This window comes from Flavobacterium sp., from assembly GCF_028712645.1.
Lineage (GTDB): Bacteria > Bacteroidota > Bacteroidia > Flavobacteriales > Flavobacteriaceae > Flavobacterium.
On sequence record NZ_JAQTPQ010000043.1, the window covers coordinates 1 to 17,531 of the forward strand.

The 17,531-nt window shown below is 30.8% G+C and carries 18 protein-coding genes and 1 tRNA gene; 8 read left to right on the plus strand and 11 right to left on the minus strand.

Features of this window, described 5'->3' with window-relative positions:
• The first annotated feature begins 153 nt into the window (after positions 1 to 153).
• Positions 154 to 1,071 (plus strand): GYDIA family GHMP kinase, encoded by a 918-nt coding sequence (locus PHC28_RS05110; protein WP_300096918.1) that lies wholly within the window; start codon positions 154 to 156, stop codon positions 1,069 to 1,071.
• A 57-nt stretch (positions 1,072 to 1,128) separates the two neighbouring features.
• Here PHC28_RS05110 and PHC28_RS05115 read toward each other — a convergent pair whose 3' ends face one another.
• From PHC28_RS05115 to PHC28_RS05140, 6 genes are all read right to left on the minus strand, one after another.
• The gene (locus PHC28_RS05115; RefSeq protein WP_300096920.1) at positions 1,129 to 3,228 is read right to left on the minus strand and encodes a peptidylprolyl isomerase; all 2,100 of its coding nucleotides are present in this window, start codon (positions 3,226 to 3,228) and stop codon (positions 1,129 to 1,131) included.
• A gap of 108 nt (positions 3,229 to 3,336) precedes the next feature.
• Complete coding sequence (locus tag PHC28_RS05120; RefSeq protein ID WP_300096922.1) at positions 3,337 to 4,596, minus strand: hemolysin family protein; 1,260 nt, start codon at positions 4,594 to 4,596, stop codon at positions 3,337 to 3,339.
• 2 nt (positions 4,597 to 4,598) lie between these two features.
• Positions 4,599 to 4,793, minus strand: coding sequence for a hypothetical protein (locus tag PHC28_RS05125; protein ID WP_300096924.1), 195 nt, complete (start codon positions 4,791 to 4,793; stop codon positions 4,599 to 4,601).
• Between the two features lie 19 nt (positions 4,794 to 4,812).
• The gene (lptC, locus tag PHC28_RS05130) at positions 4,813 to 5,367 is read right to left on the minus strand and encodes an LPS export ABC transporter periplasmic protein LptC (protein WP_300096926.1); all 555 of its coding nucleotides are present in this window, start codon (positions 5,365 to 5,367) and stop codon (positions 4,813 to 4,815) included.
• A gap of 50 nt (positions 5,368 to 5,417) precedes the next feature.
• The gene (locus PHC28_RS05135) at positions 5,418 to 6,668 is read right to left on the minus strand and encodes a hypothetical protein (protein WP_300096928.1); all 1,251 of its coding nucleotides are present in this window, start codon (positions 6,666 to 6,668) and stop codon (positions 5,418 to 5,420) included.
• Entirely contained in the window at positions 6,661 to 7,395 is a 735-nt protein-coding gene (locus tag PHC28_RS05140; RefSeq protein ID WP_300096930.1) for a type III pantothenate kinase, read from the minus strand. The genes PHC28_RS05135 and PHC28_RS05140 overlap by 8 nt, the downstream gene beginning before the upstream one ends.
• Positions 7,396 to 7,492: 97 nt before the next feature.
• On the opposite strand from PHC28_RS05140, the gene PHC28_RS05145 reads away from it, so the two are divergent.
• From PHC28_RS05145 to PHC28_RS05160, 4 genes are all read left to right on the plus strand, one after another.
• Positions 7,493 to 7,565: transfer RNA gene (locus tag PHC28_RS05145), tRNA-Phe, on the plus strand.
• A 513-nt stretch (positions 7,566 to 8,078) separates the two neighbouring features.
• Positions 8,079 to 9,008, plus strand: a complete 930-nt coding sequence (locus tag PHC28_RS05150) for a hypothetical protein (protein ID WP_300096932.1) — start codon at positions 8,079 to 8,081, stop codon at positions 9,006 to 9,008.
• An 88-nt stretch (positions 9,009 to 9,096) separates the two neighbouring features.
• Positions 9,097 to 9,393 (plus strand): helix-turn-helix domain-containing protein, encoded by a 297-nt coding sequence (locus PHC28_RS05155; RefSeq protein ID WP_300096934.1) that lies wholly within the window; start codon positions 9,097 to 9,099, stop codon positions 9,391 to 9,393.
• Positions 9,394 to 9,689: 296 nt separating this feature from the next.
• Complete coding sequence (locus tag PHC28_RS05160) at positions 9,690 to 10,937, plus strand: hypothetical protein (RefSeq protein ID WP_300096936.1); 1,248 nt, start codon at positions 9,690 to 9,692, stop codon at positions 10,935 to 10,937.
• Positions 10,938 to 10,974: 37 nt separating this feature from the next.
• On the opposite strand, the gene PHC28_RS05165 is transcribed toward PHC28_RS05160, so the two are convergent.
• The 4 genes from PHC28_RS05165 to PHC28_RS05180 are packed head-to-tail and all read right to left on the minus strand — an operon-like array spanning position 10,975 to position 12,601.
• Positions 10,975 to 11,430 (minus strand): hypothetical protein, encoded by a 456-nt coding sequence (locus PHC28_RS05165; RefSeq protein ID WP_300096938.1) that lies wholly within the window; start codon positions 11,428 to 11,430, stop codon positions 10,975 to 10,977.
• A gap of 52 nt (positions 11,431 to 11,482) precedes the next feature.
• Positions 11,483 to 11,830 carry a hypothetical protein gene (locus tag PHC28_RS05170; RefSeq protein ID WP_300096940.1) on the minus strand — a complete coding sequence of 116 codons (348 nt, stop codon included), beginning with the start codon at positions 11,828 to 11,830 and terminating at the stop codon, positions 11,483 to 11,485.
• On the minus strand, positions 11,817 to 12,167 hold the full coding sequence (locus PHC28_RS05175; RefSeq protein ID WP_300096942.1) for a hypothetical protein: 351 nt from the start codon (positions 12,165 to 12,167) through the stop codon (positions 11,817 to 11,819). The genes PHC28_RS05170 and PHC28_RS05175 overlap by 14 nt, the downstream gene beginning before the upstream one ends.
• Before the next feature lie 2 nt (positions 12,168 to 12,169).
• The gene (locus PHC28_RS05180) at positions 12,170 to 12,601 is read right to left on the minus strand and encodes a hypothetical protein (RefSeq protein ID WP_300096944.1); all 432 of its coding nucleotides are present in this window, start codon (positions 12,599 to 12,601) and stop codon (positions 12,170 to 12,172) included.
• Between the two features lie 170 nt (positions 12,602 to 12,771).
• Between PHC28_RS05180 and PHC28_RS05185 the strand changes: the two genes are divergently transcribed.
• Complete coding sequence (locus tag PHC28_RS05185) at positions 12,772 to 12,999, plus strand: helix-turn-helix domain-containing protein (protein WP_300096946.1); 228 nt, start codon at positions 12,772 to 12,774, stop codon at positions 12,997 to 12,999.
• Between the two features lie 20 nt (positions 13,000 to 13,019).
• On the opposite strand, the gene PHC28_RS05190 is transcribed toward PHC28_RS05185, so the two are convergent.
• On the minus strand, positions 13,020 to 14,312 hold the full coding sequence (locus PHC28_RS05190) for a site-specific integrase (protein WP_300096948.1): 1,293 nt from the start codon (positions 14,310 to 14,312) through the stop codon (positions 13,020 to 13,022).
• 498 nt (positions 14,313 to 14,810) lie between these two features.
• On the opposite strand from PHC28_RS05190, the gene PHC28_RS05195 reads away from it, so the two are divergent.
• Positions 14,811 to 15,371 carry an acetate uptake transporter gene (locus tag PHC28_RS05195; RefSeq protein ID WP_300096950.1) on the plus strand — a complete coding sequence of 187 codons (561 nt, stop codon included), beginning with the start codon at positions 14,811 to 14,813 and terminating at the stop codon, positions 15,369 to 15,371.
• A gap of 117 nt (positions 15,372 to 15,488) precedes the next feature.
• Complete coding sequence (gene acs, locus PHC28_RS05200) at positions 15,489 to 17,396, plus strand: acetate--CoA ligase (protein ID WP_300096952.1); 1,908 nt, start codon at positions 15,489 to 15,491, stop codon at positions 17,394 to 17,396.
• Positions 17,397 to 17,531 lie beyond the last annotated feature (135 nt).

Genomic DNA, 17,531 nt, shown 5'->3' on the forward strand with positions numbered 1-17,531 from the left:
TGTTTCACACAGTGCCGTTGTTGAATATATTGAAAATTTAAGAAGACCAGTTTAGAAATTAGCCACAGATTAACACTGATGCAACGGATTAAAACAGATTCATAATTAGTCGTTCAAAAAACTTTGCGACTTTGTGCCTTCGTGGCGAATATTATGAAAAAAGAATTTTACAGTAACGGAAAACTACTAATCACGGGAGAATATTTGGTTCTAGATGGTGCAAAAGCATTTGCATTACCCACAAAATTTGGACAAAATCTTATTGTAGAAAAAGGGACCAACAGAACTATTTCTTGGAAAAGTTTTGATTCCGATGGAAGTATTTGGCTAGACGAAAATTTAACTTTTATTGAAATTTTAAATAAAGACACTCCCGATAAACAAGCTTCCGTTCGAAATACATTGATCGAAATCTTGCACGAAGCTTCGTTATTGAATCCAGATTATATTCAAAACGCCGAAGGTTATTGCATCACAACCCAACTGACTTTTCCTAGAAATTGGGGATTAGGTACTTCATCTACCTTAATAAATAATATTGCACAATGGCTGCAAATCGATGCTTTTGTTTTACTAAATAATAGCTTTGGCGGAAGTGGATATGATATTGCTTGCGCTCAAAATGATTATCCAATATTGTATCATTTAGAAAATGGTAAACCAATAGTCGAAAAAGTAACTTTCGAACCTGAATTTTCAAAAAATCTATATTTCGTTTATTTGGATAAGAAGCAAAGCAGTAAAGCATCTATCGAATCCTACTACAATAACCACAACAATAATTTAGCTAAAGATATTTTCGAAAATGACAAAATTACTACAGCAGTTTTAAAGGCAAAAACGCTTTCAGAATTTGCATTGGCTTTAGAAGAACACGAAGCTGAAATGAGCAACATTCTTGAAATTAAAACAGCTAAAGAAATCTATTTTGCAGACTTTGATGGCGTAATCAAAAGCCTTGGGGCTTGGGGCGGCGATTTTGTTATGGTCGTTTCAAAAGAAAACCCGACGGAGTATTTCAAGGGAAAAGGATTTCTTACAATAATTCCTTATCAAGAAATGATATTATAAAAACAAAAAATCCCGATTACTGAAGTAATCGGGATTTTTTATGACTAAAACTTTAAACTAGTAATTAAAGTCTTTTCTGTTGTCTTTAATTTCAGCATTTTCTTTTAATGCAGGAATAACTCTATTTACATCACCAGCGCTTTGAGCTTTCATTTGAGCTACATAAGGAGTATGATCTTTCAAAACTGGCGCTTTCACTGTGCTAGTGTTTTTTACCACATAAACTCCAGTATTTCCTTCGATTGGAGCAGATAATTTTCCAGCTGCCAATGCAAACGCATTACCAACAACTTTAGGTTCTTGACCAACACCACCAACCAAAACTGGATTTTGCATAGTAACATCAGTTGCTTGTTGTACTGTTGATCCAGTTGCTTTTGCAATAGCTTCTAATGAAGTTCCTGTCATTTTTGCTTTGATTAACTCCGCTTTTTTCTGGTTTTTAAGAATTGGCTCTACATAAGCTCTAGCCAAATCAGCTGTCATTAATCCTTCTTTATTAATTTTAGTAACTTTAGCGATAACGTGTCCTAAATTAGCTACTTCAAATCTTTTTACAGCACCAATATCAGTTCCGCTTTCGAAAGCCCATCTCACGATATTTCTTTGGTTGCCCAATGCACCAAACGACTCATCCATAACTTTCACGGTAACTGGAGGAGCAATAGTAAGTTTCATTTCTTTTGCAGCTTTGTCGAAATCTTTATCAGTTGCATCAATTTCAAATTTTGTTGCTTGTGTAAAAACTTTGTCAGAAGTTGCTTCCGAAGCTTCAATTTTTTGTGCAATTGTTGCTAAACGAATTCCGTCTTGTTTGTCTGTAATTTTAATAATGTGAAATCCGAAAGGAGTTTCAACTAAACCAATTTTTCCAATAGGATTACTAAAAACAAAATCGTTGAAAGGTTTTACCATTTGGTTTGGTCCAAAATAACCTAAATCACCACCTTGTTGTGCTGAACTATCATCAGAGTTTGTAAAAGCTAACATCAAGAAACTATCTGGATTTGCTTGTACTTGCGCCAAAACAGCTTCGGCTTTTGCTTTGGCTTGTTCTTTTGTACGTTTCTCTTTTTGATTTGGAACTTGAGTTCCTTCATAGCTAATTAAAATATGGCTAGCTTTTGCATTTACACCCACTTTTCTACCCAATGATTTTGAGATGCAATAGTAATTTCCAAAAACATAAGGACCATAAATTTCGCCTGGAGCCAAGTTATACAATTTATCTGCATCAACTGCTGGTAAATCTTTTTTGGCAACATAAGTAGAATCATAAGGAACATCTGAATTTGAATTCACAAATTCAATAGTATTTGTTGCTGCTTTAAATCCTGGCAAAGTATCGTTTTTCGCAGTTGTTTGATTGTAAACTATTCTTCCTGACAACAAACTAGTTACTTTTGATTTTACTTCAGCCTCATCTTCTGGAGATGCTTTGTCTTCAATCAAAACATATTTTACTTCACGAGTTTCATCAGCTTTGTATTTTTTTTCATTCTTTTTCATAAAAGTCACAATCTCGTCATCTGAAACTTTTACGTCGCTATCTTTAATGGTAGAATATAAACCTGCAACATAAGAGAAACTTACTTTGTTGGCTTCCATTTCATATTTCAATTTTCCTTCAGCATCAGTAGTGTAAAGTCCCGCTTTTATCAAATTATTATAAATCTGAAATTTAGCGTTAAGCTCTGCATCTTTCTCTCTATCCTTTAAAACTTGTGCTTGTTGCGGATTTGACTTGAAGTATTCTTTGAATTTTGCTTCATCAAAAATTCCAGCTGCATTTAAAAATAGTGGATTTTTACCAATGTTTTGATCAGATTTCAAAACTTCCATTATGGCTTTTTCACCAACTCTTATTCCTAATTTATCAAATTCAGCTGTTAGCAATGCAATTGAAACCTCTTGATCCCAAACTCTATTTGCTGCAGCTGTTGGTGTCATTCCTTGTTGACTTTTTTCAACATTGCTCACTTTTACTCGGAATTCCTCAAATGAGATATTTTTCCCATCAATGCTTCCTACATCTTTTGAGTTACCACTAAAAGCTCCTTTACTAAAAAGACTTGGAACTAGAAATGCAAATAATGCGAATGCAATAACCACTATCATTAAAGCGGAACGTTGTCTAATTTTTGCTAAAACTGCCATTTTTATTGTTGTTAATTTTATATTCAGTTTGCGAAAATACAATTATCTAATTAATAATTATACTAGTCGCACTATAATTTACAAGAAAATTTGATTTATGAAAAAAAATTAATCTTTTATCGTCATTTTAACCAATTCAATTTTTTTGTTTGTGGCTTCTTCAATAATAAAATGATAAATTCCGATGGTGATTACATCGCCTTTTTGAGGAAATTCTTTGGTTGAATCTACTATAAAACCGCCAAGTGTTCCATAAGAATCGCTTTCGGGAATACTTAACTTATAGGTTTGATTTAAATATTCAACATCCAATCTTGCCGAAAAAATATAAACTCCTTCTTCAATTTCTTTTTCGGTTAATTCCTCGTCTGAATCGTGCTCGTCTTCAATTTCACCAAAAAGTTCTTCGACAATGTCTTCAATTGTTATAATTCCAGAAGTTCCTCCGTGCTCATCAAGAACAACGGCAACACTTTTTCTTTTTTTGGTAAGCAAATCCATCGCATCTTTTATATAAATAGTCTCCGGAACAAATTCGACTGGAATTACAATCGATTTGATGCTTTTAGGTTTCTTGAATAAATCGAATGAATGTACGTAGCCAATAATATCATCAAGCGAATTTTGGTACACCACAACTTTAGAATAGCCCGTTTCTATAAATAATTCTTTCAATTCAGCCACAGTATCAAATAATTCAATTGCCACTATTTCGGTTCTGGGGCTCATAATATCTCTGGCTTTCACACCCGAAAAATCTAAAGCATTTTGAAACATTTGAATCTCAGAGTCCATTTCTTCGTGGTCTTCAACCGTACTCATTTGCTCAGTTATATAATTGCCCAATTCTGCTTTACTGAAATATAACGGAACGTAATCTCCTTCGGTTTTAAAGAATTTTTTCAACACAAAATCGGAAATCCAGATAAAAAAAGTGGAAATAAAATAAAACAGCATATAAAAACCATAAGCAGGAATGGCAAAAAATTTGATAAGTGAATTGGCATAAATTTGAAAAAAAACTTTAGGCAGAAACTCTGCCGTTATCAAAACAATCAAAGTAGAAAGAAGCGTTTGAACAAACAAACTCAAAAATTCCGTGAAATGATAATCCAATGTTTCTATCCATCCCATTATTAAATCTCCCATAAAAAACCCATAGATGACCAATGCAAAATTGTTTCCAATAAGCATAGCAGCAATGAATTTAGAAGGTTTTTCGGTAAGTTTTGTGAGAATACTTGAAAGGTAACTATCTTGTTTTTTTTCAATTTCAAGATAGATTTTATTGGAAGATATGAAAGCTATTTCCATCCCCGAGAAGAAAGCGGATAGTATTAAACACAATATTATAATACTAATCTCCATAATTAGGGTTTGCTGTTTCTATCTTCTAATTTTTTGGCAAATCTTCTTCTAAAGAAGAACATAAAAATAGCCAAGCCTCCAATAAAAAGACTAACCTTTGGCGTTTCGGCTGGATCATCCCACTTTACAATTCCATCATAAAGGAAAGTGGCTCCAAGAATAAGGTAAAGGAATGGAGTGTATTTAAGATATTTCATAATTTATGGTCTAAAACAATTATTCGGCAGATTCTACTTCGCCTGATATTTTTTGTGAATTTACAACTTTGAAATCTTTACTAAAATCAATTCCTTGCCCGTTTGAAACTCCTTTAGGATCAGTGAATTTAAAACTTTTTTCGGTAAAAAACCAATCGTTTTTTTGGTCAAAATACAATTGCTCGGTTTCGAGTGTTTGTCCATCTTGCGATGTTATTTTTACATTCCCTATTAAATCAATAATATAGGTAGTTTTATAAGAAACTGCATAATTAGATTTAATGAACGTCTTCTTTCCTTTATTATCATATATAGTGACATCAATTCCTTTTGGAAATTCCGAAAAAGGAAAATCGACACTGCCATATTCAAGCATCTTAGGACTTATTAAAATCGCTTTTATTCGTCCTGAATCTGTATATTTTAGATTAATATTATCAGCGTCACCTGTAGGAACAAATTCTGAAAAATTTATTTTTTGAACTTCTTTAAAATTACTTTCACATCCAAAAAACAGTGTCACGGTAATAACCGTGACAATTAGTAGAATTCTATTTTTTTTTAGTAAAGTCATACTTTAAACTCAAAAAAATTATGGATAGTTACGAATGCTTTTTTAGAATTTTAGTTGAATTTAGTTTTTACAAACCATTTATCATTAAGCGAAAAACTTACGTTTAAATTTATATAATTTTCTTGAATCAAATTAGCAGCTTTTGTTCCTTTTTTCCCTACTTCTAAACCAAAGTTCACATTAGAAAAAGAACCTGTAATAGGCAACCCCAATCCTAGAGTTAATCCAACATCATTGATTGGTTGTGAATTGATTATTAAACCAGTTTTTTCATATTTAAAACCACCCCTATAAGTAATTCTTTTAGTATAGCTAGAAAATGATTTTGAATTTGGAACGTAATAGCCACCAATGCTATATTTTGAATATTTTCCGTAAACAACATTGTCAATTGTGTTGTATGAATTAGTTAAATTACCTTTGTTTTGTGAAGTAAATTCAGCTCCTAACAACCATTTTCCAGAATCTCCAATTCCTGCACCAAGTGATAATTTACTTGGCATTTTCAAATTCGTTGGAATACTAAGATTCTCAAGCTCATCAACAACTTGCACATCATAATTTGAATTAAAAATTACGGTAGAAATATTTCTGGTATTTTCAGAGGTCAAAGTGCTCTCTGGTGAAAAGTTCAAACTACTAAAAAAAGATAGTTTTTTATTAATTTTAGCCTGATACATCATACCTATGTTAAAGTTTACTCCAGATAAATCAGCAGTATTCAATTCGCGAGACCCGATTGAAACATAAGGAACAAACTCGAGACTGTAAGTTTCAATTCTTCCAAAATTATAATGAGCGTCAGCTCCAATACTTAAATTGGGTGCTATTTCATATCCCATTCCCAAGAAAACCTTGTTCACACCTCCTGAACCATTAAATCTATAATTATTTTGACTACCATCAGTGCTTATCGATTCGACTTTATATCCTACTGAAGAATAAGGGATTAAACCAAGTCCAACTCCAAATTTTCCAAATGGTAAAGCCAAAGCTAGGTAATCTAATGTTGTTCTTTGAGCTTTTGCTGATTCGGTATCTGTTTTTAGTTTGGTAGAACTACGACTTCCTCCCATAGTAAAAGTCGTTAATTTTAAATTAGCATACCCAGCTGGATTTTCTAAATTAATATGAATACTATCTGGCGCAACTGACAATCCTCCCATAGAACGATTTTCGAGTGAACCTTTAAACCTTACTTCCCCAATTCCATAAAACGAATAGGGTGAAGAACTACCTCCTTGTGCAAAAGACATTAATGACAAAAGCAAACAAGCACTTATTATAATTTTTTTAATCATTTTTGATTTTATATTGAAATGTTTGATTCAAACTTTCTAAAAGAAAATTTGAATTGGCAAATATGGTATTTTTTAATCGTTTAGCCAAAAATTCTGCGTCTCCGCCCGTTAAAATTATTATAAAGTTTGAAAATTGCTCACTATATTGATTTATAAAACCATCTATTTCACAAACCAAGCCATTTACCACTCCAGAATGTATTGATTGGGATGTTGATTTTCCAATAAAATGCTTTGGGTTTTCTAATTCTAATAATGGAAGTTTTGCCGTGAAATTATGTAATGTTTCATATCTCAATCTCAATCCGGGAGAAATAGCTCCTCCACGATAATCGTTATTCTCATCAATAAAATCGTAAGTAACACAAGTTCCTGCATCAATAACCAAGCGATTTTTATTAGGAAATTGGAGTGTTGCTCCAGAGGCCAGAATCAATCGATCAATTCCTAAAGTTTGAGGAGTTTCATAGCAGTTATTGAAAGGAAACGGGTCATTGTTCGAAATAAAACGAATATTTAGAGTGTTTTTGAAAACTGTAAAAGATTTTTTTTCGACTTCAGTAACAGATGCCACGACTAAATGTGAGGTCTTTTTATACTTATCTAAAATATTTTGAATACTTTTTTCAAGTTCTGCTATTAGAAAAACAAAAGACTCTAAAAGAGTATTACCCTCAAATACAGCAGCTTTAATTCTGGTATTCCCAACATCGACAGCTAGAATCATAATTTATAATTAAGGTTACGAAGATACGAATAGATTTTTTTTAATAATTGTTTTGTATAAATTAAAAATCATTCTATATTTGCACCCGCATTAGCGAGGTACCTTAGCTCAGATGGTAGAGCAATGGACTGAAAATCCATGTGTCCCTGGTTCGATCCCTGGAGGTACCACTTTAAAAATCCGTAGTCAGCTTATAATTAAGCGATTGCGGATTTTTTGTTTCTCTAGGGTGCTTGTTAGGGTGTTTTCAAAATCATTTTGATACTTCATCAATCTAAATTAACCTCATTAAATTCAAATCAACTTTTAAATTTAATCCTAAATTTTAAAACAACAACTGCAAACGTTACTTATTTATAATTTATCTGTTTTTCGTAAAGACGTTAGATATAAGACTTGAATTTTAGCCAACCAAGGATTTTAATCTCTTGACTGTAAAAGGCTTTTTAGACGGTGTATGTAGTGTAACTATCAAAAGCTTTAAATATTCTCAAAATAATAATACTTTTCAAAGAATCTTTCTGCTGTTTTCTTTCCCGAATAAATTATTGGGGGATACGCAACGGGGTACATTTACTATTGGGGGGGGTGTCTTCCAGAGCCTATTAAGAGAGAGGTAACTATTAATTTTTTGAATGATTTTTAGTATTTTAGCTACTTAGTTTAAATAAAACACATTTGAAATGACAAAGTATATAATTATTGACAAATACCGTAACGATTTGCAAAAGGAAATTAAAGGTGGTTTTGAAGGATTAAAGATTTTATTTGAAAACTATTTTAACAATAAAATGAGTAATGAAGATTACCTTTTTGATGAAGTAGATTTTGAAAAATTCGTAAACGGAAAGCAAATTATTTGTATTGGTTTTAAGGATTACATTACAAATGAATCTTCTTTTCGCTCAAAACTTAATCACAATGGGATTTATCAGTTTTCAAATTTTTATGAAAGATATTTTAAGTTTAATTTTTCAAATGATTATTTGTTTTCGCCAAGTATTGAAATATTAGATAAAGTATTAGGGCAAATGGAGTTTATTGGATTAGAGGAAGCCTTGACTAAAGACGACCAAATCGATATAATATTATCTTTTTTAATGTATATATCAGAAGAGATAAAAAAATCAAATGAATGTAAAGAAATAGACAATCCAAAATTGTTTGAAAAATTGATGTATATGACAAATGGATATGTTGAAATATACGACAAGGTTTTTAATAAATATTCTCGATATTTTCCGCACTACATCAAAGTTGATTTTAATGAAAATGTTATTTCAGAAATTAATACACCTCAGGAAAATAAAAAGTGCGATGAGAACAAACTTTGGTTTCAGGTTGGGCTTTTATTTGCAAAAGGAGAAATTCAGAAATTCAAGAAACAAAATGACCCAATTAGTTTCAAAAAGATAGCTGAAAATTTTGGGAATGCAAGTTTTGAGCCTTATATAAAAACAACAATTCAAAATTATGATTCAAATTACGATAAAAATATATATATAAATCTTGACAAAATGAAATGTATAATGAGCTATTGTAAATCAAATGATATTACAACTTTTGAAGATTTCGATTTAAAGTATAAAGCATTGGTTGAAAAACAGTACTAAAACAGTACGGTACTATCAAAAAGTACCTAAAAAACGAATATATCTTTGCCCAGAAAGTAATTAACAACCCTACTTTCAGCAAATTTATATGAATACACAAGCATTTCAAATGATTAACATTACTGTTCCACAATTAACGGAGTTAATCGCAAATTGCATCAAAGCAGAACTTCAAAAAGTAGTAAATTTTACTATGCAACCCACAAAACCCGAACCCGAAATTCTCACAAGGGAAGAGGTCAAAGACTTACTTAAAATTTCCTTTACTTCGCTGTGGAAATATAATAAGCAAAAAACGTTAGAAGCTAAGAAAATAAACGGAAAAGTCTTCTATTTAAGACAAGACGTAATGAATCTTTTAAATTCAAATTCTGCCGTTGCATAACATTTAAACTTCACTACTGGCGATTCCGCCTAATTAAATCAATTTAACAAAATAAGGCAAACTGTATTTTCATACGGTGCGGAAATCTTTTGCCTTATTTAAATCCAAAGACAATGAACCAATATTATATTTTAAAACCAAAAAAATTAAACCTCAAATATTTAGTTAATAAATACAATCCAAATTTCAATTTTAATATTGATTTTGCATACTTCATCTTTCATTTAATGATTATATATCGAAATGAAAATACAGAGGATAGTATTACCCGACTAAGTTCAAAATTTTTGCAAAAGATGAACAGAAACTATAATTTACATATCGATTTTTTACTTGAAAATTTTCCCTGCGATGGTTCTGTTTTGAAAGGCAATCGGTATTCTGTTGATAAACCGTTTGGATATAGATTCTCTAATTATTACAATACAAATGAATTTGAAATTTATACAATTACAGATAAGGTATTAGTGCCAAAAATCCAAAAAATGTTTAGCACCAAAATAAACGAAAACTTACGATTACAGTATTATTTTCTACTAAAACACTTCAAAAAAGACAAATTAACCGTGTCACAGCCGTCGATATTAATGAATGAGATAAATGCTTTGCCTAGTAATAAAAAACGCATCAGAAACGCTAAAAACATCATTAAAATAATGAACGGAGAATATAGTTGCACACTAAAACCCGATACCGACGGAAGAGTTCATTCCAACATTACACGGTTATCAAAAATCAGTAGAAAATATTTGCAACATAACGGGGAATACCTCGCCGAAGTTGATATTTCTTCCGCAGTTCCTTTTATTCTATTCCTAACTATGAAGATGTATTTAGATAATAATAATTCCTATTTAGCAAGTAACTTTCAGTATTCTAATACTATCACTTATATGTTAGATGAAGTTACGGGAGATATAGATAAATCAGAGCTTCGCAACTTTGGGAATGCCGTTATATCGGGTTCTTTATATGAACAATTTAGTGATTTGATTTTAAATGAAAAACTATACACGGATAAGGGGTATAAATTTGAAAAAGTGGTATCGTATTACAACTATTCTTTTAAAAAACAATTTGGATATAATTTTGATGGAGATATGAGCGATTTGAAAAAGTATGCCAAAAAAAGGATGCTTTCAATGATTTTTGCAAAATCTAATTCCTATACCTTTGAACAAATAGTATTCAATGAATTGTACCCATCTCTATTAAAGTTTATTAATGAATTTAAAAATGTGGAGCAATATATAGATGACGAAAGCACCAAAATAGCACCAAAAGACAAGCATAAAAAACTAGCCTATTTTTGTTTTCAATTTGAAGCAAAAATGATGATTGATAAAATTGCAAGGGAATTTGACAAATTAAACAAAGGGAAAATTCCTGTTTATAGCCTGCACGATTGTTTAATAACAACCAGTGGTAATGTTGAATTATTAAAAGACTTTATGCAAAATAAATTCATTGAAATGTTCGGGACTGCACCAAATTTAACAATCGAAAAATCACCTTTAAGCATCGTTCACAGTATAGCTTCATAAAATGACGAACCCGCCTGATAAGCGGGTTTTAATACTGTTAAATTTTATGATATAAAAGAAAATTTGAATTTGGATTGTCCTGAGTATCAAAATTTATTGTGGTACTATTTATTTTAAAATAATAATTTTTAATAATAGAAGTTAGCCCATTACTCATATAAGTATAAGTTATAACATATTTTGTACTGGTTGTTTCTTCTTTAATGGTGTAATTAAAGTTTGGGGTATTTACTAAACCTCCGTAATATTCATTATAATTTACTGAACCTATATTGTCTTTAGGTGTTCCATCATATTTTATTATGTTATTTGTCAAAAAAACAATTGATTCATCAATGTGATTTGATGTATTATTAAAAGCATAATTATACCAAGTTCCTTGAATCCAAGTTGGAGGATGGAATGTGTAGTTTGAACTAGTGTTATTGTTATCTGAACTAGATGAACAAGAGAATAATAAAAGCGTTGTAAAAACAAAAAGTAATTTTTTCATAATATTTAAAGTTTAAATTAGGATAGTATTTTTTTTGAGCGGTTTTTGCTCTTTATTGTCTTTTCAAATCTTTGTTTATTTTACAATATTCTTGATAGTTTTTAGAGTAATAAATAGAATTGTAATATTCTGTAAAAAATTTATTTTTTTTGATTAAAGCACTTCTGTATTGCATAGGTTCAATATTACCAGTTGTGAAAAGTTCGCCTAATACCACCATAAAAAGTGGCGGAATTAAATAAAAAAGATATGTCCAATATTTGTTAAAAACCATAGCAGCTACATCATCTGGTTGAGGATATATTGGAAGCCCTTTTTTCATATTCAAATAGGCTTCTTCTGTCAATAATAGAGGTTTTTCAAAATTAAAGGAAATGCTATATACTTTATATCTTGCCATTTTGTTCTTTTAAAAAGTTATTTATTTCTATTTCCAATGAAGAAAGTTCGCTATAGTTTCTTTTGGACTGCGTCAGTCTTGCTGAAATATCTTGTGCTTTTTCTCTTTTATCCGTCTGGATTTTATCGGGGTGAATTTTAACGATTAGCTCTTTATATAGCTTTTTAGATTTTGAAATACTATTGACTATGTTTTGAGCGGTCTCTTTGTAATCCCTTGTACCATCTTTTAAAACTCTCTTTTTAAGTTCCTTTCTTATTTTGCGTTTTTTGTAAGTGATTATATACCAAGATAAAAAAGCACAAAACGATACGCCTATTAAAATATACTTTATCATAATTAACCGTTTAGCATATAATCCTGAAAATTAGAAATCTCTTTTAGGGATATTTGATGACCTTTAAAAACAGTCCGTCCTGAAATGATAAGAGTGTCATAACCGTATGCCATCAATTGTCTAACAAAAGGCTTACTGTCTATTACATATCTTGATATTTCTATAAAGTCAGTAACGGTTAAATTAGCGTCATTTTCAATTGTTATTTTAAATCCACTTCTCATATAAAAAGAGCTTAATTCGTGTTTGAAAGAAGGGTTGCCTGACGAAGTGGACACTTTGCAGTATCTTTCTAATTCACCACCGAAATATGCTTCTTTAAATACTAAATTCATTTGTCTTAAAATTGAAACTCTTTCAAAATTTCCTTGTGAAATTACATCAACCATTCTGTTTAAAAGGGTTGTGATTCTTGATAATATGTTTTCTGCCATTTTTTTATTTTTAAAATTTACACGAAGTTTGGTCGTTTAAAATTAGAATCCTTACGGTTTCCCTCATTTGGGTATATTTTTTTTCATTTTAGGCATATTTTTATTCAAATATAAGAAAAATGGGCGCATTTATGCGCCCAAGTAATTTTTATTTGTTGTGACCTTTGAATATGATTTCAGGGGAAACTTTTTTGATAAATTTAGGAAGCCATATTAGGCAGATAAGAGAAAGAAAGAATCTATCTCAACAAAATCTAGCTGATATATGCGATTTGCCGAAGACTACAATTGGAAGAATAGAAAGAGCTGAAATGAATACTACTATAAAAACCCTCGTTAAAATTGCCAACGCCTTAGAAATTGAGCCAAAAACATTGTTGGATTTTCAGGTAAAATAAGTCTATTAGTTGATTAATTATTAATCAAAAAAACCTTTTGAAACTATATGAGAGGCTCTTTCTTCGCCAGCAATTCTAATATATTTATAAAATTCTTTTTCAGATTTATGACCTGAAAAAAGCATAATATCAAAAACAGGCATTTTATTTTTATACATATTGGTACAAAAACTCCTTCTTGCAGTATGTGAATGAATTAATTTGTATTTCGGTATGTATTCTCTAATCTCTTTACCTCCTTTTTTAAAAATACATTCAATCTTTTCATTGAATTTAAGCATTCCGCCAATTATTTTAATATATTTATTTAAGTCTTTCTCTAATATTTTTCTTGGTGGCAAACCGTTATATCTAAGGTTCATTATTTGCTTAATTTCCTTTGTAATATAACAATTCACTTTAGCACCTGTTTTCTTTTGTTTTATTGAAAAATATTCCTTGTCGTTTATTATCTTTATTGATGAAGAAGTCAATCCATTATAATCTGAAACCCTTTGACCTGTATAACAACCAATCAAAAAAACATCCCTAGCAAGTTCGTAATGTTTCTTTTCTGACAAATCTAAATCTAACATCTTTTTTAATTCATCCGTAGATAAATAAATTGCTGTTGTTTCTTCGGGAGTTACGCTAAAATCTTTTATATTGAAATCTAAATTCTTAATAAGCCTTTTTTGGTTAGCTTCAATTAAAAAAGTTTTTAGATTTTTTAGATGTTTTGAAATTGTGTTCTGTGAAAAGTCTTTTTCTTGTAAGTAATCAATAAAGTTTAATACAAAACCTTTATCAAATGAATTAAAATTAATCTTTTCATTATTGTCAATTCCGTAATTTTTCACTTTCAATAAAGTTTGCTTGTAAGAGCGTTTTGTGATTATACTTATATCTTTGGCTTTTTGATTTAAAATCTCTTCACAGAATTCAAAAAAAGTTTTGGGTATGGAATTATCTATAATTACATTTTTATTCAAATAAATGTCTAAAAACCTCTTTAAAACATCATTGTTTATAATAATTTGCTCGGCTATTAAGCGAGAATATTCTTTTTTTACAACATTTTCAATTTTGCTCAAAAATTCATTTACTTCAATTGCATTAATAATATTAGACTTAGTTTGTTTAATCCTTTGTTTATCAAAATCCCAATCCATAAAACAGGATTTATAACCTGTTGAATATTTAAACCTATTCCCTCCATAGGAAAAATGAAGAAAAATCAAACTATCTTTCTTTTTGTCATTTTCTAATTGTCTAATAGATTCTTTGAATGCAAATCTTACAATTCCGTTTGAGTTTTCAATTGTCTTAATCATATTCTTTTTTTTATACAAATATAATAAAAAATAGAATTAGGGTGCTTATTAGGGTGCTTTAAAATCTAAATTTAACTAAATTTAACTTTATTCAATTAAATTAAAAAACACTTAATCCTTTTATTTATAGGACTTTTAAGCATTTAATAAATTGATTGAAATAGTATCAAGTTAAAAGTTAGTAGTACTGGAGGTACCACAAAAAACCCTTAATTTCATTATGATTTTAAGGGTTTTTGTTTTTGGGATGTTTTTAAATCTACCCCCAAATATCCATTTAACAAACCACTTAAATGTATCTCAATTATATTTTCAAGTTTTGTTAATCAAAACAGAATTTGACCTCAATTTTAAGAACTGTCCTTTCAAAAAACCATCTCATTTAATTCTATGGTTTATTATGTCTAATTTAAAAAAAAATAGGATAATTAAATAGGTTTGATATATTTGTGAATTATATCTTAAAATAATAAAAACAACTTAATCTTTTTTCGGTTTATGGAACAAATTATCAAAGACACAACAGCAAATCCAGCACCACTAGGCCTTTTTGGTTTCGGAATGACAACTATTTTATTGAATTTTCACAATGCAGGATTCTATGAGCTTAATTCGATGATTATGGGAATGGGAATATTTATTGGTGGCATACAGCAAGTTATTGCAGGAATTATGGAATGGAAAAAAGGAAATGGATTTGGAATGTCAGCGTTTATGTCCTACGGATTCTTTTGGTTGTCGCTTGTTGCTATATGGATACTTCCGTTGATGGGTGTTGTAAAACCTGACGGAACTTCGATGGGTTTTTATTTGGGGATTTGGGGGCTATTCACCTTGGCGTTCTACATTGGAACCCTTAACGGAAACACCATTGGAAAACTTATATTTGGCTCATTAGTGGTTTTATTTGCACTTCTTTCTGTGGCAAGTTTCACTGGTAACGAATCTATTCATACCTTTGCAGGCTATGAGGGGATTCTATGCGGTTTATTTGCTTTTTATGAAGGAGCGGCCATAGTAATCAATGAAAAATTAGGGAGAAAAGTAATGCCGTTATAATAAACGATACAAATTATTGTTAAAACAGTGACTTTACTGATTATTCAAAACAAATAGATAATAAATTCGTTAACTTTACATTTAGCAAAAGATTTTTTAAACAGAAAAAATACAATAATGAGTTACTACAAAATTGAAAATTTAGAACAATACTTCAAACACTATAATAAATCTATTCGAGAGCCGAGAAAATTTTGGGGAAAAATTGCTTCTGAGAACTTTACTTGGTACCAAGAATGGGAAAAAGTGATGGAATTTGATATGGCCGAAGCTAAAATTGAATGGTTCAAAGGCGCAAAAGTTAATATTGTAAAAAACTGTTTGGATAGACATCTTGCAAAAAGAGGCGAAAAAACAGCCATTATTTTTGAACCAAATGATCCAAAAGAAGAAGCGCAACATATTTCGTACAACGAATTATATACGAGAGTTTCGAAAATGGCAAATGTACTTCGCGAACAAGGCATAAATAAAGGAGATAGAGTTTGTATTTATTTACCAATGATTCCAGAATTAGCAGTTTCCGTTTTAGCTTGTGCAAGAATTGGTGCAGTGCATTCTGTGGTTTTTGCGGGTTTTTCTTCAACAGCTGTGGCAACAAGAATCAACGATAGCGATTGCAAAATGGTTATCACATCAGATGGTGGATTCCGTGGCAATAAATCAATCGATTTAAAAGGAATTATCGACGAAGCATTAACAAATTGTCCAGGTGTAGAAACAGTTTTGGTTGCCAAAAGAACCAATACAAAAATAGCTATGAAAGAAGGTCGCGATCAATGGCTACAGCCTTTAATGGATGCAGCTTCGGATAATAATGTTGCTGAAATTATGGATGCCGAAGATCCTTTGTTTATTCTTTACACATCAGGTTCTACTGGAAAACCAAAAGGAATGGTACATACTACCGCTGGATATATGGTTTACACGGCTTATACTTTCAAAAATGTTTTCAATTATGAAGAAAACGATGTTTATTGGTGTACTGCTGATATTGGTTGGATTACTGGACATTCTTATATTTTATACGGTCCGTTATTGAATGGTGCAACGACAGTAATTTTTGAAGGAGTTCCCTCTTATCCAGATTTCAGTCGTTTCTGGGAAGTGATTGAAAAACACAAAGTAACCCAATTCTATACAGCACCAACAGCCATTCGTGCCTTGGCAAAAGAAAAAATAGAATATATTCAAAAATACCCATTATCATCATTAAAAGTAATTGGTTCAGTTGGAGAACCTATCAACGAAGAAGCTTGGCACTGGTATAATGACCACGTGGGAGGAAAACGTTGTCCGCTAGTAGATACTTGGTGGCAAACTGAAACTGGGGGAATTATGATTTCAGCAATTCCATTTGTAACACCAACAAAACCAACGTATGCTTCTTTGCCATTGCCAGGAATTCAACCCGTTTTAATGGATGAAAAACGAATTGAAATTGAAGGTAATCAGGTTACTGGAAGTTTGTGCATCAAATTCCCTTGGCCAGGAATTGCTAGAACCATTTGGGGAGATCACAAACGGTATAAAGAAACATACTTTAGTGCTTTTCCTGGAAAATATTTTACAGGAGATGGCGCATTACGAGACGAAGTAGGTTATTATAGAATTACTGGTCGAGTTGATGACGTGGTAATTGTTTCAGGACATAATCTTGGAACTGCACCAATTGAAGATGCCATAAATGAACATCCAGCTGTTGCCGAAAGTGCTATTGTAGGATTCCCTCACGATATCAAAGGAAATGCATTGTATGGTTTTGTCATCCTTAAAGAATCTGGAGAATATCGTGATAGAGAAAACTTGACCAAAGAGATTAATCAACATATTTCAGACCACATTGGACCTATTGCCAAATTAGATAAAATTCAGTTTGTTTCTGGCTTGCCAAAAACACGTTCAGGCAAAATTATGCGTCGAATTCTTCGAAAAATAGCCGAAGGTGATTTCTCTAATTTTGGAGATACGACTACTTTATTGAATCCAGAAATTGTGGATGAAATAAAAAACGGAAAACTATAAAAACCGGATTAATTCAAATAAAAAAGGCAGTGCATTTTGCACTGCCTTTTTTTAAACTAAGTGTGTTTATTGTTTTATAAACTTAAGGACTTTAACTTCATTGTTATCATTTAAAGTTCTTACAAAGTACATCCC

Excerpts from the sequence above, each read along its gene's own strand:
- acs (WP_300096952.1), top strand. The coding sequence starts at position 15,489 with ATGAGTTACTACAAAATTGAAAATTTAGAACAATACTTCAAACACTAT.
- PHC28_RS05120 (WP_300096922.1), bottom strand. The coding sequence starts at position 4,596 with ATGGAGATTAGTATTATAATATTGTGTTTAATACTATCCGCTTTCTTC.
- PHC28_RS05110 (WP_300096918.1), top strand. The coding sequence starts at position 154 with ATGAAAAAAGAATTTTACAGTAACGGAAAACTACTAATCACGGGAGAA.
- PHC28_RS05190 (WP_300096948.1), bottom strand. The coding sequence starts at position 14,312 with ATGATTAAGACAATTGAAAACTCAAACGGAATTGTAAGATTTGCATTC.
- PHC28_RS05135 (WP_300096928.1), bottom strand. The coding sequence starts at position 6,668 with ATGATTAAAAAAATTATAATAAGTGCTTGTTTGCTTTTGTCATTAATG.
- PHC28_RS05195 (WP_300096950.1), top strand. The coding sequence starts at position 14,811 with ATGGAACAAATTATCAAAGACACAACAGCAAATCCAGCACCACTAGGC.
- PHC28_RS05150 (WP_300096932.1), top strand. The coding sequence starts at position 8,079 with ATGACAAAGTATATAATTATTGACAAATACCGTAACGATTTGCAAAAG.
- PHC28_RS05175 (WP_300096942.1), bottom strand. The coding sequence starts at position 12,167 with ATGATAAAGTATATTTTAATAGGCGTATCGTTTTGTGCTTTTTTATCT.
- PHC28_RS05170 (WP_300096940.1), bottom strand. The coding sequence starts at position 11,830 with ATGGCAAGATATAAAGTATATAGCATTTCCTTTAATTTTGAAAAACCT.
- PHC28_RS05160 (WP_300096936.1), top strand. The coding sequence starts at position 9,690 with ATGAACAGAAACTATAATTTACATATCGATTTTTTACTTGAAAATTTT.
- PHC28_RS05140 (WP_300096930.1), bottom strand. The coding sequence starts at position 7,395 with ATGATTCTAGCTGTCGATGTTGGGAATACCAGAATTAAAGCTGCTGTA.
- lptC (WP_300096926.1), bottom strand. The coding sequence starts at position 5,367 with ATGACTTTACTAAAAAAAAATAGAATTCTACTAATTGTCACGGTTATT.
- PHC28_RS05125 (WP_300096924.1), bottom strand. The coding sequence starts at position 4,793 with ATGAAATATCTTAAATACACTCCATTCCTTTACCTTATTCTTGGAGCC.
- PHC28_RS05165 (WP_300096938.1), bottom strand. The coding sequence starts at position 11,430 with ATGAAAAAATTACTTTTTGTTTTTACAACGCTTTTATTATTCTCTTGT.
- PHC28_RS05185 (WP_300096946.1), top strand. The coding sequence starts at position 12,772 with ATGATTTCAGGGGAAACTTTTTTGATAAATTTAGGAAGCCATATTAGG.
- PHC28_RS05115 (WP_300096920.1), bottom strand. The coding sequence starts at position 3,228 with ATGGCAGTTTTAGCAAAAATTAGACAACGTTCCGCTTTAATGATAGTG.
- PHC28_RS05180 (WP_300096944.1), bottom strand. The coding sequence starts at position 12,601 with ATGGCAGAAAACATATTATCAAGAATCACAACCCTTTTAAACAGAATG.
- PHC28_RS05155 (WP_300096934.1), top strand. The coding sequence starts at position 9,097 with ATGAATACACAAGCATTTCAAATGATTAACATTACTGTTCCACAATTA.